General features: G+C 69.9%; 25 protein-coding genes, 1 tRNA gene, 1 pseudogene and 1 riboswitch. Of the genes and pseudogenes, 8 read left to right on the top strand and 19 right to left on the bottom strand.

Going from position 1 to position 23,831, the window contains the following annotated elements:
- Positions 1 to 170: 170 nt before the first annotated feature.
- From ACWD6P_RS29050 to ACWD6P_RS29035, 4 genes are all read right to left on the bottom strand, one after another.
- The gene (locus ACWD6P_RS29050; protein WP_451447131.1) at positions 171 to 869 is read right to left on the bottom strand and encodes a DUF1707 SHOCT-like domain-containing protein; all 699 of its coding nucleotides are present in this window, start codon (positions 867 to 869) and stop codon (positions 171 to 173) included.
- A gap of 9 nt (positions 870 to 878) precedes the next feature.
- On the bottom strand, positions 879 to 1,907 hold the full coding sequence (locus ACWD6P_RS29045) for an ABC transporter ATP-binding protein (RefSeq protein WP_451447130.1): 1,029 nt from the start codon (positions 1,905 to 1,907) through the stop codon (positions 879 to 881).
- 38 nt (positions 1,908 to 1,945) lie between these two features.
- Complete coding sequence (locus ACWD6P_RS29040; protein ID WP_451447134.1) at positions 1,946 to 2,710, bottom strand: ABC transporter permease; 765 nt, start codon at positions 2,708 to 2,710, stop codon at positions 1,946 to 1,948.
- A 61-nt stretch (positions 2,711 to 2,771) separates the two neighbouring features.
- Positions 2,772 to 3,569, bottom strand: a complete 798-nt coding sequence (locus ACWD6P_RS29035; RefSeq protein ID WP_451447129.1) for an ABC transporter permease — start codon at positions 3,567 to 3,569, stop codon at positions 2,772 to 2,774.
- A 164-nt stretch (positions 3,570 to 3,733) separates the two neighbouring features.
- On the opposite strand from ACWD6P_RS29035, the gene ACWD6P_RS29030 reads away from it, so the two are divergent.
- The gene (locus ACWD6P_RS29030; protein ID WP_451447128.1) at positions 3,734 to 6,058 is read left to right on the top strand and encodes a transglycosylase domain-containing protein; all 2,325 of its coding nucleotides are present in this window, start codon (positions 3,734 to 3,736) and stop codon (positions 6,056 to 6,058) included.
- A gap of 48 nt (positions 6,059 to 6,106) precedes the next feature.
- Here the strand turns inward: ACWD6P_RS29030 and ACWD6P_RS29025 are convergent, their stop codons facing one another.
- From ACWD6P_RS29025 to ACWD6P_RS29015, 3 genes are all read right to left on the bottom strand, one after another.
- Positions 6,107 to 6,427 carry a DMT family transporter gene (locus tag ACWD6P_RS29025; RefSeq protein ID WP_451447127.1) on the bottom strand — a complete coding sequence of 107 codons (321 nt, stop codon included), beginning with the start codon at positions 6,425 to 6,427 and terminating at the stop codon, positions 6,107 to 6,109.
- A 30-nt stretch (positions 6,428 to 6,457) separates the two neighbouring features.
- Positions 6,458 to 6,518: riboswitch (guanidine-III (ykkC-III) riboswitch) on the bottom strand.
- Positions 6,519 to 6,577: 59 nt separating this feature from the next.
- Complete coding sequence (locus ACWD6P_RS29020) at positions 6,578 to 6,880, bottom strand: GroES family chaperonin (protein ID WP_362703681.1); 303 nt, start codon at positions 6,878 to 6,880, stop codon at positions 6,578 to 6,580.
- 144 nt (positions 6,881 to 7,024) lie between these two features.
- A complete protein-coding gene (locus ACWD6P_RS29015) occupies positions 7,025 to 7,342 on the bottom strand; it encodes a DUF3618 domain-containing protein (RefSeq protein ID WP_451447133.1) in 318 nt (105 codons plus the stop codon).
- Positions 7,343 to 7,516: 174 nt separating this feature from the next.
- Here ACWD6P_RS29015 and bcp point away from each other — a divergent pair, with 174 nt between their 5' ends.
- Positions 7,517 to 7,984, top strand: a complete 468-nt coding sequence (bcp, locus tag ACWD6P_RS29010; RefSeq protein WP_451447126.1) for a thioredoxin-dependent thiol peroxidase — start codon at positions 7,517 to 7,519, stop codon at positions 7,982 to 7,984.
- On the opposite strand, the gene ACWD6P_RS29005 is transcribed toward bcp, so the two are convergent.
- Together ACWD6P_RS29005 and ACWD6P_RS29000 are read right to left on the bottom strand one after the other, a co-directional pair.
- Positions 7,965 to 9,239, bottom strand: a complete 1,275-nt coding sequence (locus ACWD6P_RS29005; RefSeq protein WP_451447125.1) for a sensor histidine kinase — start codon at positions 9,237 to 9,239, stop codon at positions 7,965 to 7,967. The genes bcp and ACWD6P_RS29005 overlap by 20 nt on opposite strands.
- Positions 9,239 to 9,745 (bottom strand): hypothetical protein, encoded by a 507-nt coding sequence (locus tag ACWD6P_RS29000; RefSeq protein WP_451447124.1) that lies wholly within the window; start codon positions 9,743 to 9,745, stop codon positions 9,239 to 9,241. Before ACWD6P_RS29000 ends, ACWD6P_RS29005 begins: the two co-directional genes overlap by 1 nt.
- Positions 9,746 to 10,071: 326 nt before the next feature.
- Between ACWD6P_RS29000 and ACWD6P_RS28995 the strand changes: the two genes are divergently transcribed.
- The 4 genes and pseudogenes from ACWD6P_RS28995 to ACWD6P_RS28980 all read left to right on the top strand — a co-directional run bounded on the left by ACWD6P_RS28995 (position 10,072) and on the right by ACWD6P_RS28980 (position 13,012).
- Complete coding sequence (locus tag ACWD6P_RS28995) at positions 10,072 to 11,610, top strand: MFS transporter (RefSeq protein WP_451447123.1); 1,539 nt, start codon at positions 10,072 to 10,074, stop codon at positions 11,608 to 11,610.
- A 72-nt stretch (positions 11,611 to 11,682) separates the two neighbouring features.
- Positions 11,683 to 12,228: pseudogene (locus ACWD6P_RS28990) on the top strand (HNH endonuclease signature motif containing protein); the annotation flags it as partial.
- Positions 12,225 to 12,908 carry an HNH endonuclease gene (locus ACWD6P_RS28985; protein WP_451447122.1) on the top strand — a complete coding sequence of 228 codons (684 nt, stop codon included), beginning with the start codon at positions 12,225 to 12,227 and terminating at the stop codon, positions 12,906 to 12,908. The pseudogene ACWD6P_RS28990 and the gene ACWD6P_RS28985, both read left to right, overlap by 4 nt.
- Before the next feature lie 20 nt (positions 12,909 to 12,928).
- Positions 12,929 to 13,012 (top strand) — tRNA-Leu (locus tag ACWD6P_RS28980).
- Between the two features lie 53 nt (positions 13,013 to 13,065).
- Here ACWD6P_RS28980 and rdgB read toward each other — a convergent pair.
- The 4 genes from rdgB to ACWD6P_RS28960 form a co-directional block, all read right to left on the bottom strand.
- On the bottom strand, positions 13,066 to 13,701 hold the full coding sequence (gene rdgB / locus ACWD6P_RS28975; protein ID WP_451447121.1) for an RdgB/HAM1 family non-canonical purine NTP pyrophosphatase: 636 nt from the start codon (positions 13,699 to 13,701) through the stop codon (positions 13,066 to 13,068).
- 74 nt (positions 13,702 to 13,775) lie between these two features.
- Positions 13,776 to 14,183, bottom strand: coding sequence for a hypothetical protein (locus tag ACWD6P_RS28970; RefSeq protein ID WP_451447120.1), 408 nt, complete (start codon positions 14,181 to 14,183; stop codon positions 13,776 to 13,778).
- A gap of 168 nt (positions 14,184 to 14,351) precedes the next feature.
- Positions 14,352 to 15,083, bottom strand: coding sequence for a ribonuclease PH (gene rph, locus ACWD6P_RS28965; protein WP_451447119.1), 732 nt, complete (start codon positions 15,081 to 15,083; stop codon positions 14,352 to 14,354).
- Positions 15,084 to 15,169: 86 nt separating this feature from the next.
- Positions 15,170 to 15,403, bottom strand: a complete 234-nt coding sequence (locus ACWD6P_RS28960; protein WP_018542266.1) for a glucose PTS transporter subunit EIIB — start codon at positions 15,401 to 15,403, stop codon at positions 15,170 to 15,172.
- 248 nt (positions 15,404 to 15,651) lie between these two features.
- Between ACWD6P_RS28960 and ACWD6P_RS28955 the strand changes: the two genes are divergently transcribed.
- Positions 15,652 to 16,959, top strand: coding sequence for a PTS transporter subunit EIIC (locus ACWD6P_RS28955; protein WP_451447118.1), 1,308 nt, complete (start codon positions 15,652 to 15,654; stop codon positions 16,957 to 16,959).
- Between the two features lie 300 nt (positions 16,960 to 17,259).
- Positions 17,260 to 18,531: a PTS transporter subunit EIIC gene (locus ACWD6P_RS28950; RefSeq protein WP_451447117.1), complete on the top strand. Its 1,272-nt coding sequence runs from the start codon at positions 17,260 to 17,262 to the stop codon at positions 18,529 to 18,531.
- Between the two features lie 208 nt (positions 18,532 to 18,739).
- Here ACWD6P_RS28950 and ACWD6P_RS28945 read toward each other — a convergent pair whose 3' ends face one another.
- The 6 genes from ACWD6P_RS28945 to ACWD6P_RS28920 form a co-directional block, all read right to left on the bottom strand.
- Positions 18,740 to 19,492: an MBL fold metallo-hydrolase gene (locus ACWD6P_RS28945; protein WP_451447116.1), complete on the bottom strand. Its 753-nt coding sequence runs from the start codon at positions 19,490 to 19,492 to the stop codon at positions 18,740 to 18,742.
- A gap of 477 nt (positions 19,493 to 19,969) precedes the next feature.
- Positions 19,970 to 20,920 (bottom strand): PLP-dependent cysteine synthase family protein, encoded by a 951-nt coding sequence (locus ACWD6P_RS28940; protein WP_451447115.1) that lies wholly within the window; start codon positions 20,918 to 20,920, stop codon positions 19,970 to 19,972.
- A gap of 2 nt (positions 20,921 to 20,922) precedes the next feature.
- Positions 20,923 to 21,201, bottom strand: a complete 279-nt coding sequence (locus tag ACWD6P_RS28935) for a MoaD/ThiS family protein (protein WP_451447114.1) — start codon at positions 21,199 to 21,201, stop codon at positions 20,923 to 20,925.
- 138 nt (positions 21,202 to 21,339) lie between these two features.
- A complete protein-coding gene (locus ACWD6P_RS28930) occupies positions 21,340 to 21,513 on the bottom strand; it encodes a putative leader peptide (protein WP_451447113.1) in 174 nt (57 codons plus the stop codon).
- A 107-nt stretch (positions 21,514 to 21,620) separates the two neighbouring features.
- On the bottom strand, positions 21,621 to 22,046 hold the full coding sequence (locus ACWD6P_RS28925; RefSeq protein ID WP_451447112.1) for a Mov34/MPN/PAD-1 family protein: 426 nt from the start codon (positions 22,044 to 22,046) through the stop codon (positions 21,621 to 21,623).
- A 78-nt stretch (positions 22,047 to 22,124) separates the two neighbouring features.
- Positions 22,125 to 23,555 (bottom strand): amino acid permease, encoded by a 1,431-nt coding sequence (locus ACWD6P_RS28920; protein WP_451447111.1) that lies wholly within the window; start codon positions 23,553 to 23,555, stop codon positions 22,125 to 22,127.
- Positions 23,556 to 23,831 lie beyond the last annotated feature (276 nt).

Below are 23,831 nucleotides of genomic sequence, written 5' to 3'. Positions count from 1 at the left end.
GCGGGTGGGGGTGGGTGACCTGAATTAAAGCGAAGCAGTCCGGACACCCTGCCCCGGAGGACCGTCACCGGCAGCCGAAAAGCCCCGCGCAGCGGCACCCACCGCCCGCCGCAGGCGCAACGGCGAACAACCCCCACGGCGGGAAAGCCGAGCCCAAACCGCAGCGGACCTCAGTCCTCCAGTCCCTTACGCCGCCCCCGCTCCTCCGCCTTCAGGCGGCGCCGTTCCTCCTTCAAACGGCGCCGCTCGGCCCTGGGCAGTTTGCGTTCGATGCCCACGCCGCCCATCAGGGCCACGCCCTTGACGATCACCCGGGGTGCGCCGCGGTCGCCGGGGACGCCGTCCTCGCGTGAGTCGAAGCCGCCCATGATGCCCAGGCCGCGCACATCGATCTCGACGCCCGGCGGTACCAGGATGTTCACCCCGCCCATGAACGCCCAGCAGCTGAGGGTGATCTCGGGCCCGGCGAAGTCCGCCTCCCGCAGGTCGATCTCGCCGCCGCCCATGATGCACACGGCCGTGAAGCGGCGCCCGATCGTCCAGCGTCCCTTGCGCTGGAAGCCGCTCAGGATGCCGATGCCCGCGGTGGTGCCCTCCGCCTCGCCCACGATCCGCTCGGACCAGGACGCCACCGCACCGCCGTCCTTGCGCAGCGACAGCGCCGAAGGGGCCGGCGGCGCCGCGGCCGCCGGCAGATCGGCGGTGATCGGCGCCAACTCCCCGTACGTACGGGCCTGGTACGTCGCCTCCAGCCGCTCGGTGAATTCCTCCATCAGCAGCCGCCCCTCCGCGAGGGCGTCCCGCAGGATCTCCGCGACCCGCTCACGGTCGGCGTCGGAGGCGCGCAATTCAGGGAGGTCTTCAGTCATACGAACAGATTAGGGTGCGGGTGCCGTCGCCCCCTCGGCCGGACCGGCTTTCCGCCGCGTGCCGCCGCTCGCGTACAGCTCGGCGATCAGCGACTCGATGTCCGGTTCCCGCACCGACAGATCCACCAGCGGATAGCGCTCGGCGACCGCGGCGACCAGCGGCGCCGCGCTCTGCGCCGCCGGGAACGCCAGCCACTGGCGGGGGCCTTCGACCTTGACCGTACGGGCGCCCGGAACGCCCTCGATGGGCGGCAGTTCGCGGGCCAGGTCCACCACCAGCGTCCGCTCGCCGTCGGCGGCCGCCCGCAGGCCGTCGAGCCCGCCGTCGTAGACCAGGTGCCCGTGGTCGATGACCATCACCCGGCGGCACAGCTGCTCGATGTCGGTCAGATCGTGCGTGGTCAGCAGGACCGTCGTGCCGCGCTCGGCGTTCACCTCGCGGAGGAACTGCCGCACCTTCGCCTTGCTGATGACGTCGAGCCCGATCGTCGGCTCGTCCAGATAGAGCACCTCGGGGTCGTGCAGCAGCGCCGCCGCGATGTCGCCGCGCATCCGCTGCCCGAGGGAGAGCTGGCGTACGGGCACCGCCAGCAGCGGGGCCAGGTCCAGTAGTTCCACGCAGCGGTCGAAGGTGGCGCGGTAGGCGGCGTCGGGGACCCGGTACATCCGCCGTACCAGCTCGTAGGAGTCCTTCAGCGGCAGGTCCCACCACAGCGTGGTGCGCTGGCCGAAGACCACCCCCATCCGGCGGGCGAGCCGGGTCCGCTCGCGGGCGGGATCGATACCGGCGACCCGCAGCCGGCCGCCGCTGGGCACCAGGATGCCCGTCAGCATCTTGATGGTGGTGGACTTCCCCGCGCCGTTCGGCCCGATGTAGCCGACCATCTCCCCGCGCGACACCCGGAAGCTGATGCCGTCCACGGCCCGCACCTCCTGCCGGACGCGGCGCAGCCGGCCCGCCTTGCGCCGCACCGAGAAGACCTTCTCGACGCCGTCCACCTCGATCAGCCGCTCCGCCGCACCACTGTCACCGCTCACCCCACGACTCCTTCCGCACCCGTCTGTTTGACATACCGTCAGCTGCCGGTGCTGCGGTACGCCCGCAGCCCGCACCGCCAGGCCAGCGCGGCCCCCGCGCACATCAGCGCCGCGACCGCCGGCCCCAGGAAGTCCACCCAGCCCGGCAGCCCCAGCGGGTCCTCGCGGCCCAGCAGCCGCAGCGCGGGCAGCCAGTTCACAAAGGCCAGCGGGACCAGGAAGGTCACCCCGCGCACCAGGTCCCTGGCGAACACCGTCGGCGGGTACTGCAGCAGGGCGTTGCCGCCGTACGTGAAGGAGTTCTGCACCTCGGCGGCGTCCTGCGCCCAGAACTGGAAGGCGGCCCCGGTGGCGAACACCGCCCCGAAGATGGCCGTACCGCACACCACCATCAGCACCGCCATCAGCACCCGGCCCACCGTCCAGTCCACCTCCAGACCGGTCAGCGACCAGCCGAGCACCAGCAGCGCCTGGGTGATCCGGCCCAGCCGGCGCAGCGCGAACCGGTCCGCGGCGATCTGCGCGAAGACCGGTGCGGGGCGCAGCAGCAGCGGGTCGAGGGTGCCGTCACGCACCCGCCGCCCCAGCCGTTCCATGCTGCCCAGCAGCAGATCCGCCAGGCCCAGCGCGGCACCGGACGTGCCGTACAGAAACGCCACTTCGGGCAGCGAGAAGCCACCGAGGGCATCGACCTGCGAGAACATCAGCATGATCGCGACGAAGTCCAGGGCGCAGCCGGCGAAGTTGCCGACCGTCATCATCACGAACGACGCCCGGTAGGCCAGCGTGGAGCGCACCCACATCCGCACGATCAGCCCGTACGCGAAGAGCCCCTGGGCGAGCCGGCCGCCGTCCCGGCCCCTCTCAGCCACCGTGCACCACCACCTTGCGGGTCGCCGCCGACTGCACCAGCCGGCCCACCGCCAGCAGCGCCGCACCCCACACCGCCTGGAACAGCAGCCCCCGCACCAGCGCACCGCCGCTGCGCGCGCCCAGCAGCACATCGACGGGCACCTGCAGGATCGCCGCCCACGGCAGCAGCTGCGCCACCTCACCGAAGCCACCGGGGAAGACCCGCAGCGGCAGCAGCATCCCCGAGAAGAACATGCAGGCCAGACCGCTGATCAGGGCCAGGCCCGAGCCGTCCAGCAACCAGAACGACGCCAGCGCCACCAGATAGCGCAGGGCGAAGCTGACCACCACACCGAGCCCCACCGACAGCAGGAAGCAGCCCCAGGTCGCCACGTCCGCGGGCAGCGCGAGCGGAAAGGCCAGCGCACCCACCACCATCGGCACCACCCCGCGGCCGATCAGCTGCAGCGCGGCCCGCCCCAGGTCCGCGGAGAGCCACCACACCTGCAGATCCGCCGGCCGGTAGAGGTCCACCGCGACATCACCCGTACGGATCCGCTCCTGCAGCTCGTCCAGGCCGCCGCCGGACATCAGCGCCGACGCCGCCAGCAGCGCCTGCGCGGTCCACACGAAGGTCAGCGCCTGCGCCTGGTCGTAGCCGCCCAGATGCGGCCGCGCGTCCCACAGGGCGATGTACGTGTAGGCGACGATGAAGCCGAAGACGCTGTTGGTGAACACCCCGGCCAGGGTGGCGACCCGATAGGTCGCGTACCGCCGAAAGCTCCCGGCCGCCACCGCCACGTACCACACGCCGCGCTCCCCTCCTCCCGCTCACCGGACGGCAAAGCACCGGAGCCTAAGTCGTGGGCGTGGCGGGCACCATCGGTTTATCACCGCTTCGGGTGAGCCATGGGCGCCATTCAGCCGGTCAGCTGGCCGTCCCGGGTGCGCGCCACCCCCTTTGACCGGGGCGGATGATGCGAGAGTTTCCCCACGGGCGGCAGTTGCTTTCCGGCGTACGGCGCGAACACCCCGACACGACACCAATCCTCCGCCGCGGTACAACCTCCGGCGGCGGCCGAGGAGTCCATACAGACATGAGCGGACAACGCACAGGCTGGCGCCGGGTCCTGCCCAGCTGGCGCACGGTGCTCGGCACCGTGCTGCTGTTCCTGCTGATCGTCATCGGCGGCCTGATCGGCGGCTACCTCCTCGTCGACATCCCGCAGGCCAACAGCGCCGCCAAGGCCCAGAGCAACATCTACCTCTACTCCGACGGCTCCGAACTGGCCCGCGACGGCGACGTCAACCGGCAGAACGTGCGGCTCAGCCAGGTCCCCAAGGACGTCCAGCAGGCCGTACTCGCCGCCGAGGACCGCGACTTCTACTCCGAGTCCGCCGTCGACCCGGCGGCCATGCTGCGTGCCGCCTGGAACACCGTCACCGGCAAGGGCAAGCAGTCCGGCTCCACCATCACCCAGCAGTACGTGAAGAACTACTACCTCGCCCAGGAACAGACCCTCACCCGCAAGGCCAAGGAGTTCTTCATCGCGATCAAGCTGGACCGCGAGGTGAGCAAGGACAACATCCTGGAGGGCTACCTCAACTCCAGCTACTACGGCCGCAACGCCTACGGCATCCAGGCCGCCGCCCAGGCCTACTACGGCCGCGACAGCGACCAGCTGACCACCGCTCAGGGCGCCTACCTCGCCGCCCTCCTCAACGCCCCCAGCGCCTACGACATCACCGCGCACCCCGGGAACCGGCCGCGGGTACTGGCGCGCTGGAACTACGTACTGGACGGCATGGTCACCCAGAAGTGGCTCGGCCCCGAGGAGCGGGCCGCGATGCGCTTCCCCGTGCCCAAGCCCGCCCGGACCTCCCCCGGCCTGACCGGCCAGCGCGGCTACCTCGTCGAAGCCGTCAAGGACTACCTCACCGACCACCGGATCCTCGACGAGGACACCCTGCGCGGCGGCGGCTACCGCATCACCACCACCATCAGCAAGCGGCGCCAGAACGCCTTCGTGAAGGCGGTGAACACGCGGCTGATGGACCGGCTCGACGACTCCCGCGAGGTCGACCGCTACGTACGGGCCGGCGGCGCCTCCATCGACCCCAAGAGCGGCCGGGTCGTCGCCCTCTACGGCGGCATCGACTACGCCAAGCAGTACGTCAACGGCGCCACCCGCAGCGACTACCAGGTCGGCTCCACCTTCAAGCCGATCGTCTTCGCCTCCGCCGTACAGAACCGCTCCACCACCCAGGACGGCGTGCCCATCACCCCGCACACCGTCTACGACGGCACCAACAAGCGGATGACGGTCAGCCGGGGCCGCTCCACCGGCTTCGCGCCCGCCAACGAGGACGACCGCTCCTACGGCCCGATCACCGTCACCGAGGCCACCGACAAGTCCGTCAACGCCGTCTACGCCCAGATGGGCATCGACGTCGGCCCCGACAAGGTCAAGGACACCGCCGTCAGCCTGGGCATCCCCGCCGGCACCCCCGGCCTCGCCGCCTCCCGGGGCGCGATCGCCCTGGGCACCGCCACCCCCAGCGTCCTGGACATGACGCAGGTCTACGCCACCCTCGCCCGGCACGGCAGCCACCGGCCCTACACCCTGGTCGACAAGGTCACCAAGAGCGATGACACGGTCGAGCTGCCCGACCGCGAACGGACCACCGCCATCCCGCGCGAGGCCGCCGACACCACCACCTCGATCCTGCGCAGCGTCGTCGACGGCGGCACCGGCACCGCCGCACAGGCGGCCGGGCGGCCCGCGGCCGGCAAGACCGGCACCGCGGAGGAGGACAAGGCAGCCTGGTTCGCGGGCTACACCCCCGACCTCGCCACCGTCGTCGCCGTACTGGGCCAGCACCCGGACAGCGCCGCCCAGGAGCCGCTGTACGGCGCGGCGGGCCTGCCACGGGTCAACGGCGGCGACTTCCCCGCCCAGATCTGGGCCGACTACACCGCGGCCGCCCTGCACGGACGCCCGGTGCACGACTTCGACCTGCGGCTGGCGAAGGGCGCCGAGGCCTCGCCGTCCGCCGAACCGTCCGACACCGCCTCGCCGTCGCCCGACGCAACGAGCTCACCGGTCCCCGGCCCGTCCACCTCCCCCACCGACGCCGCACCGCCCACCGCCGCCCCGAAGCCGCCGACCACCCAGCCGCCGTCCCCCACCGTCCCGACCCAGACCCCGCCGACCGAGGAGCCCACGGAGGACTTCCCGACCGTGGGCCCGGGGGACGAGGACGAGCCGGACTGGCTGAGGTCACGGGGGCGCGGCTAGGGGCTGTCCGATGGGTCAGGGGCGGCCGCACCGCACGGGCGCGGCTCCTCAGTGTCCCGACGTCGCCTTGAGGCCCACCACCGCCACCAGCAGCAGGCAGATGAAGAAGATCCGCGCCGCCGTCGCCGGCTCGCCGAGCACCATCATCCCCACCACCGCCGCACCGGCCGCCCCGATACCCACCCACACGCCGTACGCCGTGCCGATCGGCAGGGTCCGCGCCGCGTACGACAGCAGCAGCATGCTGACGACGATGCCCGCGCCGGTGAACACACTCGGCCACAGCCGGGTGAAACCCTCGGTGAACTTCATCCCGACCGACCAGCCGACCTCCAGCAGACCGGCGACCACAAGCAGGACCCACGCCATGACGGCACCTCCGGAAAGAGCTTCAACAGGGGTGCGTCGTCTTGTCCTGACCCGGTACGGCGCGTCTCGTCGGGTTCCTCCCGAGGCTAGCAAAGCGCAGCGAAACGGGCGGTGACACCGGTCACCGCCCGCCACAGACACATGCCGGAGCTACAGGTACAGGCCCGTCGAATCGTCCGCGCCCTCCAGCCGCTCCGCGGCCACCGCATGCAGGTCACGCTCCCGCATCAGCACATACGCCACGCCGCGCACCTCGACCTCGGCCCGGTCCTCCGGGTCGTACAGCACCCGGTCCCCCACCTCGACGGTCCGCACGTTCTGCCCGACCGCGACCACCTCCGCCCAGGCCAGGCGGCGGCCGACGGCCGCGGTCGCGGGGATGACGATGCCACCGGTCGAGCGGCGCTCGCCCTCGGGGATGTCCGTCCGGACCAGCACACGGTCGTGCAGCATTCGGATCGGCAGCTTGTCGTGGGTGTCCTTGGTGTTATTCGGGCTCACGGCACGACCGTACCTGCCCCGCGCAGCCCGCCACGCACCGCGGGCCGCGTCGCGCCGCGCCGAAAGCGGCTCACCGCAGTCCCATCCGCCCGCAGCTCAGCGGCGCCGCTTGGCGCGCAGCGCCAGCAGACCCACCAGGGCGACACCGATCATCGCCACCGGAACGATGCGCTCCAGCCGCGGCGCCCCGTCCTCCGACACCAACTGCGCCCGGACGTCGGAGACCGCACGGTTGGCGGCCACATACGCCCGCCCCGCCGTACGGTCCACGGCGGCCGCCGCCCTCGCCTTCGCCTCACCGATGATCGTCTGCGGGTGCAGCCGCACCCCGATCTCGTCGAGCGTGACGGCGAGCTCCTGCCGCCTGCGGGCGATGTCCGCCTCGATCTGCGCCGGGGTCCTGGCCTCCGCCACCGCGCTGCCTCCGTCGTCTCGCGCCATTCGTGATGGACAGTCTGTCAGCTCACCCCCGTACACGCCCCACAGCACCCCCGTTTCGCGCACCGCGGCCGCCCCCGGCCCCACCGTCCGCCCCGCCTGGCTAATGTCGGGACGTACGGATCCACTCAAAAGGAGAGCCAGGAAACCATGAGTGAGCGACTGCAGCCCGGCGACACCGCCCCCGCCTTCACCCTGCCCGACGCGGACGGCAAGCAGGTCTCGCTCGCCGACCGCAAGGGCCGCAAGGTCATCGTCTACTTCTACCCGGCCGCGCTGACCCCCGGCTGCACCAAGCAGGCCTGCGACTTCACCGACAACCTCGACTTCCTGGCCGGCCACGGCTACGACGTCATCGGCGTCTCCCCCGACAAGCCGGAGAAGCTCGCCAAGTTCCGGGAGAAGGAGGACCTCAAGGTCACCCTGCTCGGCGACCCCGACAAGCAGGTCCTGGAGGCCTACGGCGCCTTCGGCGAGAAGAAGCTCTACGGCAAGACCGTCACCGGCGTCATCCGCTCCACCGTGATCGTCGACGAGGACGGCAAGGTCGAGCGCGCCCTGTACAACGTCAAGGCCACCGGCCACGTCGCCAAGATCATCAAGGATCTGGGGCTGTAGCCCCCGGCTCCACCACCGCCCGGTCCGGCAGCTCCAGCACGGCCTCGGCGCCGCCCTCCGCGGCGGCGCCGAAGTCCAGCCGCGCCCCCAGCACCTCCGCCTGGCCGGCCGCGATCGTCAGCCCCAGACCGTGCCCGGTCCCCCGCTCCGGCGCCGCCGTACGGAACCGCCGCGGCCCCTCCGCACACAGCTCCGCCGGATACCCCGGCCCGTGATCGCGCACCACGATCCGCGACCCGGCCACCACCACCTCGATCGGCGGCTTGCCGTGCTTGGCCGCGTTCGCCAGCAGATTCACCAGCACCCGCTCGACCCGCCGCCGGTCCGTCTCCACGATCCGCGGCTCGCCCTCCACGGCCACCGACACCTCGTCCACCCCGCGCTGCCGCGCCGCCCGCTTCACGATCCCGCGCACCAGCGACGGCAGCTCACAGGCGTCCACATCGGCCCGCTCCACCCCCGCGTCCAGCCGCGACACTTCCAGCAGATCCTCCACCAGCCGCCGCATCGCCTGCGCCCGGTCACGCACCATCTCCACCGCCCGCGGCTGCGGCAACAGCTCGGCGGCCGCCACCAGGCCCGCCACCGGCGTCCGCAGCTCATGCGCCACATCCGCGGTGAACTCCCGCTCCGCCTCCACCCGCGCCGCCAGCGACGTCGCCATGTGATGCACACTGCGGCCCAGCTCGGCCACCTCGTCCCGGCCATGACTCGCCAGCGCGTCCGCGTCCGGCGCCTCACCCGCCGCGATCCGCCGCGCCGCCGCCGCGCTCAGCCGCAGCCGCCGCGACAGCCGCTGGGAGACGAACCACGACACCAGCGCCATCAGCACGACCGTGCCGCACCCGGCGATCAACAGCGCCCGGTCCAGCGCCACCTGCGCCGGATCATCGTCCGGATACGCCGCCGACACCGACAACGAACGCGTCGGACCGCTCCCCGCACCGTCACCGACGCCGGTCGCCGCCCACACCCGCGGATCCTCACCACCGCTGACATACGTCCCCGACCGGTTCCTGAACACCGCCTCGCGCAGCGGCGCCGGCAAGGTCGCATCGTCCAACTGCGCGCCCAGCGCCAGCTTGCCGTCCCGCTCGTAGATCTGCAGCGCCGAACTCAGCCGGTCGTCCTGGTACGCCCGCGCCGAGCGCTCCCGCTCGGCATCGGCGATGTGGTGCACGGCGAACCCGAGCACCACCACGGCCAGTGCCGTCATACACGAAATGGCCAGCGCGATCCGGCCCCGTATGCCCATCACGCGAGGTTGTACATCTCCGTCGTGTCACCGAGCGGTGTCGAGCCCTCGTACGTCACCTCAAGCCCGGTGAACGCCATCCGCCCGTCGACCGGCTTCGGCCCGAAGAGCCGGAACCTCGCCGGGAACCCCGAATCCGTGCCCACACCGGCGGCGGTCTTCTCCACCTGCACCACACCCGCCCCCAGAGCGTCCCGCGTCCCGTACGTCTTCCAGGTGATCTCGGTCGCCACCATCCCGGCATCCGCGCAGGTCAGCGTAATCACATGCGGCTTGATCTCCGGATCGCCGAAACCGCAGTCCCGCACCCCCGGCAGGCCCCCCGGCTCCTTGGCGTCCTCCTTGACGTCCTGCACCGCGGAGGTCTTCGGCGCCGCGCCCACCGCCGACGCACGGTCCGACGCCTGGCTGAACCACACCCCGCCGGCCGCCAGCGCGGTCACCACGACGAACGTCAGCAGCGCGGTGCGGCCCCGGACCCAGCGGGACCCCTCGCGGTCGGTCATCACGATCTCCTCCCAGGGACCACGCCCTGTACCCCCACCAGCAAACACGAATGCCGCGCCCGGCGCAGACACTCTCCCGTCCCCGCTGCACGGGCTGATTGCCCGAACACTGCGGTGACCGCGCGGCTGTGTACCAGTCCTGTAACAAGCCCTGCGACACCTCTGGCGCGCCCCCGCGAACCCGGGCCACACGGCACGGCCACCCGCGACGTCACCGGCGCGATCCAGCCAGTTTGGGTTTGCCTCGCGCGTCACCGCGCAGACGTACCTGTCGTATCCCACCGCACACCGCGCACCGCGCGCTGCCCGAACGAGAGGACCGCCCCGTGCCGACCGGCAGCACCGAAGCCGACCGCGCCCCCGACCGGGACCCGGCAGCACTCAAACGCCACCGCGTCCTCTTCCGTGCCGTCGCCCGCCGCAAGAACCCCCGACTGCGGCGCACCGACATCACCGTCACCGACGAACGCGTCGTCAAGCGCGCGGTGAAGGCCGCCGCGCTCGGCAACGCCATGGAATGGTTCGACTTCGGGATCTACAGCTACCTCGCGGTCACCATCGGCAAGGTCTTCTTCCCCGGCGGCAGCGACACCACCAGCCTGCTGTCGTCCTTCGCGACCTTCGCCGTGGCCTTCCTCGTACGGCCCCTCGGCGGCGCCTACTTCGGCCCCCTCGGCGACCGCGTCGGCCGCAAGAAGGTCCTCGCCCTCACCATGATCATGATGGCCCTGGGCACCTTCTGCATCGGACTGATCCCCTCCTACGCGGCCATCGGCTTCTGGTCCCCCGTCCTGCTGATCGCCTTCCGCCTCCTCCAGGGCTTCTCCACCGGCGGCGAATACGGCGGCGCCTCGACCTTCATCGCCGAATACGCCCCCGACAAGAAGCGCGGCTACTTCGGCAGCTTCCTGGAACTCGGCACCCTCATCGGCTACACCGGCGCCGCCGGCACCGTCCTCCTCCTCAACACCGCCCTCGGCGACGACGCCATGCTCGCCTGGGGCTGGCGCCTGCCCTTCCTGATCGCCGGCCCCCTCGGCCTGGTCGGCCTCTACCTGAGGATCAAACTCGACGAGACCCCCGCCTTCCAGAAATTCGAGGCGTCGCACACCCACAGCTCCACGGGGTCCGTCATCGAGGCGGAGGCGGAGTTCTCCCACCTCTCCGAGAACGCCCCCAAGAAGAAACTGGGCGAGATCTTCGCCCAGCAGTGGCCCACCCTGATCCTGTGCATAGCCCTGGTCGGCGCCTACAACATCACCGACTACATGCTGCTCTCCTACATGCCGACGTACCTCACGGACGCCCTCCACTACGAGGAGTCCCACGGCCTCCTGGTCCTCCTCGGCACGATGATCGCGCTCATGTGCGTCATCAGCACCGTCGGCAGACTCAACGACCGCTACGGCCGCAAACCCCTGCTGATGACCGGCATGCTCGGCTTCTTCCTCCTCGCCATCCCCGCCTTCCTCCTGGTCAAACAGGGCTCACTGACCGCCGTCTGCCTCGGCATGGCCCTCCTCGGCCTCAGCCTGGTCTGCCTCCTGGGCACCATGTCCGCCGCCCTGCCCGCCCTCTTCCCCACCCACGTCCGCTACGGCTCCCTCTCCATCGGCTACAACGTGGCCGTCTCCCTCTTCGGCGGCACCACCCCCCTGGTGATCACCGCCCTCATGGACACCTTCGACAAGAACGTCATGGTCCCCGCCTACTACACGATGGGCGCCGCCCTCGTCGGCATCATCGCCGTCACCTTCATGAAGGAGACCGCCCAGCAGCCCCTGGAAGGCTCCCCACCCTCCGTGGCCACCAAGGAAGAGGCCGTAGAACTCATCACGGCCCAGACCCAGGAACCCCGCTTCTGACTCTGCGTAACCACCCACCCGCCCACTCGTTGACACGTTCGAGAACCGAGAACGCGCACGGGGTGGGCGAAGCGGCACTACCTCAGGGAGCGGATGAGGAAGCTGGGGGTGGACACGTCGCACTTCGAGCGGGAGGGGGTACGGTGGACGAGAGAAACCCTTCAAGCCGCTGTATCGGCCTCGACGAACATGTGCGAGGTGCTGCGCCGTCTCGGACTTGAGGTCGTCGGTGGGCACCACACGCACATCAGCCGTCGGATCAAGGCGTACGGGATCGACACCTCGCACTTTCAGGTACCGACCACGCGAGGCCGGCCCTGGCGCCCCCGGACACCGGAGGATCTGCTCGTCAAGCAGCCGGTGGCGCAGGCCCGGCGCATCCAGAGCGACCGCCTCAAGGGGGCGATGGCGACACTGGGCGTCCCGGAGCGGTGTGCCCTCTGCGGGGCGGAGGCGGTCTGGCGAGGACACCCGCTGCCGCTAGAGGTCGACCACATCGATGGCGACTGGCGAGACAACCGCATCGAGAACTTACGGCTCCTCTGCCCCAACTGCCACTCGACGACGGACAATTACCGCGGGCGGGGCAAGGGGCGCACCAGGGGTGGCGCCGTATGAGCCGTGGTGTGCAGTACACCCGCGAGCGGTTGGCCGAGGCTGCCGCACAGTGTTCCGACATCGACGAGGTCATCGCGTTCCTGGGCACCCGGCCGTACGACAACCTCCGCCGCCATCTCTTCGGGCGCTTCGACCACTTCGGGATCGATGTCTCCCACATGCCACGTCGGCGGCGGGCCAAGGGAGCGCCTGCCAAGCCCGCCGGTGACGAGCTACGTCGCGCGGTCGAGGAGGCGACGTCCATCGCCGGCGCTCTCCGCGCGCTCGGGAAGGAGCCCTATAGCAACCGACTGCGTGCTCTCTTCCACTCGTGGGTTGCCCAGGACGGTCTCGATACCTCCCACTTCCTGGGGCAGGCACATCAGCGCGGAAAGCCGGGTGCGGTGCCTACCAAACGTCCCGAAGACATCTTGGTCCAGCACGACGGCAGGCGCCGAACGCGAACCCATCTGCTCCGTCGTGCGCTTCGCGAAGTCGGCGTACCCGAGGAGTGCGCCGAGTGCGGTGTCGGTCCTGAATGGCTCGGGAGGCCCATGACATTGGAGGTCGACCACATCAACGGGGAATGGAGCGACAACCGGCGCGAGAACCTGCGGTTGCTGTGCCCCAACTGTCACGCAGTCACGAGTACGTGGTGTCGGGGCGGCCGCCGACGTTCCCCTCAACCGGGCACACCGTGACCGGTACCATGGCGGTGCATGCGGCCGTGGCGGAATTGGCCTACGCGCAACACTTAGGATGTTGTGGGAGAAATCCCTTGAGGGTTCGAGTCCCTCCGGCCGCACACCTGTGATTCGAAGGCCCACCCGGGACAAGCAGCCGGGTGGGCCTTCGGCGTCAGCCCAACAACTCCCTCACCACCGGCGCCAGCGCCCGGAACGCCTTCCCCCGGTGGCTGATCGCGTTCTTCTCGTCGGGGGTCAGCTCGGCGCACGTCCGGGTCTCCCCGGCCGGCTGGAGGATGGGGTCGTAGCCGAAGCCGCCGGTGCCGGTGGGGGTGTGGCGGAGGGTTCCTTCGAGGGTGCCCTCGACGACGCGCTGGGTGCCGTCGGGGAGGGCGAGGGCCGCGGCGCAGGCGAAGTGGGCGGCGCGGTGTTCGTCGGCGATGTCGGAGAGCTGGGCGAGGAGCAGGGCGAGGTTGGCCTGGTCGTCGCCGTGGGTGCCGGCCCAGCGGGCGGAGAAGATGCCGGGCGCGCCGCCGAGGACGTCGACGCAGAGGCCGGAGTCGTCGGCGACAGCGGGGTGGCCGGTCGCCTTGGCGAGGGCGTGGGCCTTGAGGAGGGCGTTCTCCGCGAAGGTGACGCCGGTCTCCTTGACGTCGGGGACCTCGGGGTAGGCGTCGGCCCCGACGAGTTCGACGTCGAGGCCGGCCGCGTCGAGGATGGCGCGGAGCTCGCTGATCTTGCCGGCGTTGCGGGTGGCGAGGATGAGGCGGCGGGGGGTTGCGGAGCGTCCGCCGGTGTGTGACTGCATGGGACGTGATTATCCCGTGTGCGGGACGGGGTTGTCCCGGGTGTGGGCGGGAGTGCCCTGGTCGTCCGTTCCGGCTAGCCCGGGGTGCAGATCTTGGTCATTTCGCTGGTGCCGTCGACGATCGGCTGGATGTCGGGGGCCTTGTTGTCGGCGAGGGCCTTGCGGGCGTCCTTGATGCCGTTGTTCGTCTTGTCGATGGCCTTGGAGAGCTCGGGGTCGTTGGACTCGTCGCTGAGCTTGCGCAGGTTCTTGTCGATGTTGTCGAGGGCCTGCTCGGACTCCTGCGGATCGGTGAGGGCGTTGTCCGCGGCCTGCTGGAGTTTGTCGACGGCGTTGACGACGGAGGTGGCGGTCTTGGCGCAGTCCACGGCCTTCTGGACGGCTCCGCAGGCGGAAAGGAGCGGTATCGCCAGTGTGGCGGCGGCTAACGCGGCGAGCGCGGTGGTGGCGGGGCGGCGCGTCGGGGAGGTCCGGGGGGCCATGGAGCGGTTCCTTCCGTCGAGTCGTGCTCGGGCAATGGAAGAAACGCGGGGCGGGGGTGTTTGGTTGCCCGGGGTGGAAAGCGGGGGCGGGGGCCGGACGGGCGGGGCGGCGGCCGCCCTGCCCGTCCTCGACGGCGGGGTGCCGCCGTCAGCCGCCTCTCGTCCTCGTCAGAGCGTTTGCGCCAGCGCCGCCCGCTGGGCGCCGTCGAGTTCGGCGCAGCCGGCGACGGCGAGGTCGAGGAGGGAGTTGAGTTCGTCGCGGGCGAAGGGTTCGGCCTCGGCGGTGCCCTGGACCTCGACGAAGCGGCCGTCGCCGGTGCAGACGACGTTCATGTCGGTTTCGGCGCGGACGTCTTCCTCGTAGCAGAGGTCGAGGAGGGGGGTGCCGTCGACGATGCCGACGCTGACGGCGGAGACGGTGCCGGTCAGGGGCTGGCGGCCGTGGCGGATGAGCTTCTTGTCCTTGGCCCAGGTGAGGGCGTCGGCGAGGGCGACGTAGGCGCCGGTGATGGCGGCGGTGCGGGTGCCGCCGTCGGCCTGGAGGACGTCGCAGTCCAGGACGACGGTGTTCTCGCCGAGGGCCTTGTAGTCGATGACGGCGCGCAGGGAGCGGCCGATGAGGCGGCTGATCTCGTGGGTGCGGCCGCCGATCTTGCCGCGTACGGATTCGCGGTCGCCGCGGGTGTTGGTGGAGCGGGGCAGCATCGAGTACTCGGCGGTGACCCAGCCTTCGCCGGTGCCCTTGCGCCAGCGCGGTACGCCTTCGGTGACGGAGGCGGTGCAGAAGACTTTGGTGTCGCCGAAGGAGATGAGGACGGAGCCTTCGGCGTGCTTGCTCCAGCCGCGTTCGATGGTGACCGGGCGGAGCTGTTCGGGGGTGCGGCCGTCGATGCGAGACATGGCGTAGACCCTATCGGCATATGGCGAGGGCCCCGTTCCGGTGGTGGTCAGGGGGTCCGGAACGGGGCCCTAGTGCGCAGGTCAGCTCACATCATGTCTTCGATCTCGGCGGCGATGGGGTCGGCGTCGGTGCCGATGACGACCTGGATCGCGGTGCCCATCTTGACGACGCCGTGGGCGCCGGCGGCCTTGAGGGCGGCCTCGTCGACCAGGGAGGCGTCGTTGACCTCGGTGCGGAGGCGGGTGATGCAGCCCTCGACCTCTTCGATGTTGTCGAGGCCGCCGAGCCCGGCGACGATCTTCTCAGCCTTGCTGGCCATGTCCACTCCTGCTTGTCTCGGCCGCCGGCGGTTCAGCCGCGCGGTTTCCACACCGTAACGCACGTTCAGCCCAACTATGCGGGCGTTTGTCCGTTGTCTGACGAAGGATGGCGATCACACGGATGCGATCACCGGGGTGCGCGCCGGCCGGCCGGAAGGGCGGCCGGCGCGCACCAAGTGGTCTACACCACCAGTATGCGGCAAGCGCCGGGGCGGTTGTCGACGGGCCGGCCGCCGGGAGGAGGCAGATGAGTTCCCAGGCGGCGGCGCCGCGAAGGAGCTGGGGGGCGAACCTCTTCCAGGTCCTGCAGAAGATGGGGCGCAGTCTGCAGCTGCCGATCGCGGTACTGCCCGCTGCGGGGATCCTCAACCGTCTGGGCCAGCCGGATGTGTTCGGCGCGGACGGGCTGGGCTGGGACGCGGTGGCCAGGGTGTTCGCGGCGGCGGGCGGGGCACTGCTGGATTCGGGGCTGGGGCTGCCGCTGCTGTTCTGCATCGGCGTGGCGATCGGCATGGCGAAGAAGGCGGACGGTTCGACGGCGCTGGCCGCGGTGACCGGTTTTCTCGTCTACTTCTCGGTGCTGCACGCCTTCCCTGCGGGCTGCGGCCCGGGGCAGACGTATACCCAGGCGGGCTTGTGGGCCGGGGTGTGCATGGATGCGGATACGAAGGTGACCCAGGCCGCGTTCCAGAATCCGGGGGTGTTCGGCGGCATCGTCATGGGTTTCCTCTCCGCCTGGTTCTGGGTGCGTTTTCACCGGGTGAAGCTGGTGGACTGGCTGGGATTCTTCAACGGCCGCCGGCTGGTCCCGATCATCATGGCTTTCATCGGTCTCGTGTTCGCGGTGGTGTGCCTGTTCGTGTGGCCGCCGGTCGGCGACGCCCTGACGGCTTTCAGCGAGCGGCTGACGGCGCTGGGTGAATGGGGTTCGGGCCTTTTCGGTGTCGCCAACCGTGCGCTGCTGGTCGTGGGCCTGCATCAGTTCCTGAACACCTTCATCTGGTTCCAGTTCGGCAGTTTCACCAAGCCGGACGGCACGGTCGTGCACGGCGACATCAATCGCTTCATGGCGGGCGACCCGGATGCGGGGCAGTTCACCACGGGGTTCTTCCCGATCATGATGTTCGCGCTGCCGGCGGCGGCGCTGGCGATCGCGCACTGCGCGCGTCCGCACCGCCGTAAGGAGATCGCGGGCATGATGCTCTCGGTCGGCCTGACGTCGTTGGTGACGGGCGTGACCGAGCCGATCGAGTATGCGTTCATGTTCGTCGCGCCGCCGCTGTACGCACTGCATGCGGTGCTGACGGGTGTGTCGATGGCGGTGAGCTGGGCGCTGGGGGTGCATGACGGCTTCAGCTTCTCGGCGGGGCTGATCGACTACGTCATCAACTGGGGTCTGGCGACCAAGCCCTGGCTGCTCATTCCGATCGGTCTGTGTTTCGCGGCGGTCTACTACGTCGTCTTCCGCTTTGTGATCACGAAATTCGATCTGCAGACGCCGGGGCGGGAGCCGGATGAGGTGGGCGATGCGATGGAGCGGGAGAACGTGAAGTAGGCAGATGTAGGCAGAAGTAGGCATCGGCCCGAATACCCGCCGGTCACCCCGAAATCCCGTGCCGTGTACGGCCCTGCGGGGCTCCGCGCGGCCTTCCGTGAGACCTCTGCCGGCCCCTGAGTCCCGTGACTCAGGGGCCGGTCGTCATGTGGTCCACACCACTTGGAAGAATGGATTCCTTTATGCCGCGGCCACGTGCTAAGAATGGTCTAAACCACCAGTGGTGTAGACCAAGGTGCAGACCAATCTCCGCGGGCCGTCCCCCTCTCCCCTGTGCCCGCCCCCACCAGGAGGAATCCGATGAGTTCGGCCACCGCTCAAGCGGCCCCCGACAAGAAGGGCCGCGGCTCCAGCGCCATGGCAGTGGCCCAGCGCATCGGCCGCAGCCTCATGCTGCCGATCGCCACGCTGCCCGCGGCTGCGCTGATGGTCCGCCTCGGCCAGGACGACATGCTCGGCCGGGAGTCGTTCCCCGCGTTCCTGAACAAGATCGCCCAGTTCATGGCGGCGGGCGGCGGCGCGCTCCTGGACAACATGCCGCTGCTGTTCGCGGTGGGTATCGCCATCGGTTTCGCCAAGAAGGCGGACGGCTCCACGGGACTCGCCGCCGTCGTCGGCTACCTGGTCTTCAGCAAGGTGCTGGCGACGTTCTCGGACGACAGCCTCGCCAAGGTCGACAAGGTGGTCGACGGGAAGATCGTCCAGGTCGCCCAGCCCGCCGACGCCAAGGTCCTCGGCGGCGTGGTGATGGGCATCGTGGTCGCCCTGCTCTACCAGCGCTACAGCCGCAAGCGGCTCCCCGACTGGCTGGGCTTCTTCAGCGGCCGCCGCCTGGTCCCGATCCTGGCGTCCTTCGCGGGTCTGCTGATCGGTGTCGTCTTCGGCTACGTCTGGCCGGTCCTCGGCGCCGGACTGCACAACTTCGGCGAGTGGCTGGTCGGCTCCGGCGCCGTCGGCGCGGGCATCTTCGGCGTCGCCAACCGCGGTCTGATCGCGGTCGGCATGCACCACCTGCTGAACTCCTTCCCCTGGTTCCAGGCCGGCGACTACGACGGCAAGCACGGCGACATCGCCCGCTTCCTCGCCGGCGACCCGAGCGCCGGGCAGTTCATGACCGGCTTCTTCCCGATCATGATGTTCGCCCTCCCGGCCGCCTGCCTGGCGATCACCCACTGCGCCCGCCCCGAGCGCCGCAAGGCGGTCGGCGGCATGATGTTCTCCCTCGCGCTCACCGCCTTCGTCACCGGCGTGACCGAGCCCATCGAGTTCACCTTCATGTTCATCGCCCCGGTGCTCTACGCGATCCACGCGGTGCTGACCGGCGTCTCGATGGCGCTGACCTGGGCACTGGGCATGAAGGACGGCTTCGGGTTCTCCGCCGGCGCCATCGACTACGTCCTCAACCTCGGCATCGCGACCAAACCGCTGATGCTGGCACTGGTCGGCCTGTGCTTCGCCGCGCTGTACTACGTGGTCTTCCGCTTCGCCATCACCAAGTTCAACATCCCCACACCGGGCCGCGAGTCCGACGAGGAGATCGCCGAGCTGGAGAAGGCCCAGTTCAAGGCCTAGCCGCCCCGGCACGAACGCCGAAGGGCCCCGGAACCGTCTGGTTCCGGGGCCCTTCGACGTTGGTTCGCAGCTCTCGCGCCCCCGCCACGCCGGAGTACCACGCCGGAATACCGCCCCGGCCCCACCCCGTTGTGGCCCCACAGGGGGCCTTCGCATCCCCTAGGGAATGCGTTCGCACGCCCCCTAATGGCCCCCGAGTGCCCGCCGCTCAGATCTCGTACACCGCCCCCGCCTTGGCGACCTCGACCGGCCCGTCGTAGACCTTCTGCGCGTCACGGATGTTGATGTCCGGGTCGGTCCACGGCGGGATGTGGGTCAGCACCAGCCGGCCGACGCCCGCCCGCCGCGCGTGCTCGCCGGCCTCCCGGCCGTTGAGGTGCAGATCGGGGATCTCCTCCTTGCCGTAGGTGAAGGACGCCTCGCACAGGAAGAAGTCGGTGCCGGACGCCAGGGTGTCCAGCGCGTCGCAGGGGCCGGTGTCACCGGAGTACGTCAGCGAGCTGCCGTTGTGCTCGATGCGGAAGCCGAACGCCTCCACCGGGTGGCTGACCCGCTCGGTACGGACGGTGAACGGCCCGACGGTGAAGGTGCCGGGCGCAAGCGTGCGGAAGTCGAAGACCTCGCTCATCGCGCCGTCGTGCGGCAGATCGGCGTGCGCGACGGTCAGCCGGCGCTCGGTGCCGGCCGGCCCGTACACCGGCATCGGCGCGCACCGTCCGCCGTCCGGGCGGTAGTAGCGCACGACGAAGTATCCGCACAGGTCGATGCAGTGATCGGCGTGCAGATGCGACAGGAGCACGGCATCGAGGTCATAGAGGCCGGAGTGGCGCTGCAGCTCGCCGAGGGCGCCGTTGCCCATATCGAGGAGCAGCCTGAAGCCGTCGGCCTCCACGAGGTAGCTCGAGCAGGCCGATTCCATGGAAGGGAACGACCCCGAGCATCCGACGACGGTGAGCTTCATACGGGCGTGAACCTCCGTGGGCGGGGGCGGCGGGCTGGGCCTCCCCTGCTCGAACGCAGTTGAGAGCTTGGGGAAGGCTCCATGCGGGTGTCCCGGCGGGGCCTTGCCGGGTAGCTGCCGGGTCCTGGGCGGTCTGTGCGGTGCCCACGAGCGTAAGGCGCAAAAGGTCGTGTGGCTCCTCCGGCGGGGCGAGCTGTGGGCGGAATCACCAGTCCGGCTGTCGCCTGCGTACGGCCGTACGACGTGGCCGCCGTCCGCCGTGCCGCCGGACTCCCGCCATTGTGGCCGATCATCGTCGCCGCGGGCATCTCTCCGCCCGGGTGTCCCGGAATCCGCCCGGGTGTCCCGAAATCGCGCCGGGAGACCCCCGCCCTCAAAGACTCCCGCCGCCGCGGCGGTCAGCCACGGCGGCGGGAGTCGGGCGCGGACCGCACCGGCCGCGCCGCACCGCCCGGTGTCAGCGGCCCGGGACAGGCCCTACGCCCACAGCTGGCCCTGCAGCGTCGCGATCGCGGCCTCGGTCGTCTCGGCGGTGTACACGCCGGTGGAGAGGTACTTCCAGCCGCCGTCGGCGACGATGAAGACGATGTCGGCGCTGCGGCCCGCCTTGACGGCCTTCTTGCCGACGCCGATCGCGGCGTGCAGCGCCGCGCCGGTGGAGATGCCCGCGAAGATGCCTTCCTCGGCGAGGAGTTCGCGGGTGCGGCGGACCGCGTCCTCGGAGCCGACCGAGAAGCGGGTGGTGAGCACGGACTCGTCGTAGAGCTCGGGGATGAAGCCCTCGTCGAGGTTGCGCAGGCCGTAGACCACGTCGTCGTAGCGCGGTTCGGCGGCGACGATCTGAACGCCGGGGACCTGCTCGCGCAGATAGCGGCCGACGCCCATCAGGGTGCCCGTGGTGCCCAGACCGGCCACGAAGTGGGTGATGGAGGGCAGGTCGGCGAGGATCTCCGGGCCGGTGGTGGCGTAGTGCGCACCGGCGTTGTCGGGGTTGCCGTACTGGTAGAGCATCACCCAGTCCGGGTGCTCGGCGGCGAGCTCCTTGGCGACCCGTACGGCCGTGTTGGAGCCGCCGGCCGCGGGCGACGAGATGATCTCGGCACCCCACATGGCGAGCAGCTCGCGCCGCTCGGAGGAGGTGTTCTCCGGCATCACGCAGACCATGCGGTAGCCCTTGAGCTTGGCCGCCATGGCGAGCGAGATGCCGGTGTTGCCGCTGGTCGGCTCGAGGATCGTGCAGCCGGGGGTGAGCCGGCCGTCCTTCTCGGCCTGTTCGATCATGTGCAGCGCGGGCCGGTCCTTGACGGAGCCCGTGGGGTTGCGGTCCTCCAGCTTCGCCCAGATGCGGACGTCGTCGGAGGGCGAGAGGCGCGGGAGGCGGACGAGAGGGGTGTTCCCGACCGCCGCCAGCGGGGAGTCGTAACGCACCGTCAGCTCATTCCTCCGGCTACCGCCGGCAGGATCGTCACGCTGTCGCCGTCGGCGAGCTTGGTGGAGATGCCTTCCAGGAAGCGGACGTCCTCGTCGTTGAGGTAGACGTTCACGAAGCGGCGCAGCTGCTCACCGTCGACGAGGCGCTCCCGGATGCCGGCGTGCCGGCTGTCGAGGTCGGTGAAGAGGTCGGCGAGGGTCTCTCCGCTGCCCTCGACGGCCTTCTGGCCGTCGGTGTAGGTGCGCAGGATGGTGGGGATTCGGACCTCGATGGCCATGGGAAGTGCTCCTGTCGGAGTGAGTGCGGTGGCGGGTGCGGTGCGTCCGGTGGCGCGGCGGCGGGCGTGCCGGGGGCGCCGGGTGACGCGGAGGTGCGGAGTGCGGCGTGGCGCGCCGGGCGGCCGGTGTGGGCCGGGTCAGGCGGCGGCGCAGCGCGGACAGATGGCGCTGGAGAGGCGGCACAGATCGACGTGCAGCCGTGCGGCTCCGCAGCCGAACGCGCCCAGCAGGGCGGATGCGGAGCGACGCGTGGCGAGCGGAGCGAGCAGCTGCATGCCCGGGCTCTTCTCGCTCACGTCGTGGTCAACCATGCGGTCATCGTATCGATTCCCGGTCCGGGTATTGGAACCTCGTCCCATGATGCGGACGTTTGCTGTACGACAGGTGGGACGCGATCACTCCGGCGGCCCCGGTGCGGTCAGGAGTACTCCGCCACGACCTCGACGTCTTCCTCGGTGACGGCGCCGTCGACGATCCGGAAGGAGCGGAACTGGAAGGGTCCGGCGTCGTCGGTGTCGGCGGTGGAAACCAGGACGTAATGGGCGCCGGGCTCGTTCGCGTAGGAGATGTCGGTGCGCGAGGGGTAGGCCTCGGTGGCGGTGTGCGAGTGGTAGATGATCACCGGCTCCTCGTCCCGGTCGTCCATCTCGCGGTAGAGCTTGAGCAGGTCCGAGGAGTCGAACTCGTAGAACGTGGGCGAGCGGGCGGCGTTCAGCATGGGGATGAACCGCTCGGGGCGGCCGGAGCCGGCCGGGCCCGCGACCACGCCGCAGGCCTCGTCGGGGTGGTCCTGGCGGGAGTGCTCGACGATCTGGTCGTAGAGGGCCTTGGTGAGGGTCAGCATGGCGCCAAGAATAAGCGGAGGGCCCGTACGTACCGAAGGGTGGTACGTACGGGCCCGCATGCTGGACAAGCGGAGCGGTTAGTCCTGCTTCGTCAGGGCCTTGGCCGCGTCCCGCCGCTTGATGCAGAGGTAGCCGACCGTCAGGATCAGCGCCCACACGGGGGCCGCGTAGAGCGAGATCCGGGCGTCCGGGTCGATGCCCATCATCACGATCACCATGCCGATGAAGGCCAGCGCGAAGATCGAGGTGTACGGGGCTCCCGGAGCCTTGAAGTCGGACTGCGGCAGCTCACCGCGGTTGGCCTTGGCGCGGTAGCGCAGCTGCGAGGCCAGGATGACGATCCAGGCCCACATACCGGAGATGGTGGCGAAGGAGACGACGTAGTTGAACGCCTCGCCGGGCCACTGGTAGTTGATCCAGACGCCGACGAGCATCATCGCGACCGAGACGCCGGTGCCCCAGGTGGGCAGCCCGTTCTTGCTCAGCTGGGTGAAGAACTTCGGGCCCTGGCCGTTGAGCGCGAGGTCGCGCAGCATCCGGCCGGTGGAGTACATCCCGGAGTTGGCCGAGGAGAGCGCGGCGGTCAGCACGACGAAGTTGACGATGCCGGCGCCGGCGGGCAGGCCGATCTGCTGGAAGGCGGCGACGAACGGGCTGACGTTCGGCTTGAAGACCGTCCAGCTGACGACCGACAGGATGATGATCAGCGCGCCGATGTAGAAGAGGCCGATCCGCCACGGCACGGTGTTGATGGCCTTGGGCAGGGTCTTCTTCGGGTCGGTCGCCTCGCCCGCGGTGACGCCGACGAGCTCGACGGCGAGGAAGGCGAACATCACGATCTGCAGCGTCATCAGCGTGCCGCCGATGCCCTTGGGGAAGAATCCGCCGTCGGACCACAGGAGGCTGAAGGAGGCGGTGTCACCGGCGTCGGAGAAGCCGAGGATGATCACGCCGAGGCCGATGAGGATCATGCCGATGATCGCGGTGACCTTGACCATCGAGAACCAGAATTCCAGCTCACCGAAGAGCTTTACGGAGATCAGGTTGATTCCGAAGAGCGCAACGGTGAAGACCAGTGCCGACAGCCACTGCGGTATGTCCGCGTTCCAGTAATGGATATAGGTGGCCGCCGCGGTCACTTCCGTGATGCCGGTGACGACCCAGAAAAGCCAGTACGTCCAGCCGGTCACAAAGCCGACGAACGGGCCCAGGAATTCGCGGCCGTACTCCGAGAAGGATCCGGAGACGGGCCGGTACATGAGCAGTTCGCCCAGGGCCCGCATGATGAAGAAGATGACGAGACCGACGATGGCGTAGGCGAGGATGATGCTCGGCCCGGCCTTCGAGATCGCTTTTCCGGCTCCGAGAAAGAGACCGGTACCGATGGCGCCACCGATGGCGATCATCTGGATCTGCCGGTTCCCCAGCCCCCGCTGATAGCCCTCTTCGGGGGCGTTGTCAGCGGCCTCACTGCCGTCGTTCTTCTTGCCGACCTGCACAGAGGTCATTAGTTGGTGTGCCTTTCTCCATACCGACCCGGTCTGTCCGGATCGGGTCCCGATCCCCCCGGATGGAGTTCCTGCACGCCGACGGTCGGCCGGCACAGCGCTCCCGCAGCGACAGGGGTGGCGTCACTTACGGCAGGTCGTGAACATTTATCACGCAACTTTGTTGATCGACTACGGATGCCGCGCGTCACACCGCGGGAAAATCGGGGCAAACCACACATAGACCGGCAAGACGCACGGGATGGTGTGACGCGATCGTTATCCGGATTTGAGCAT

The sequence above is a fragment of the Streptomyces sp. NPDC002446 genome (assembly GCF_053595675.1).
Note: the sequence above shows the minus strand (reverse complement) of the source record. Positions and strands in the feature narration are given on the sequence as shown.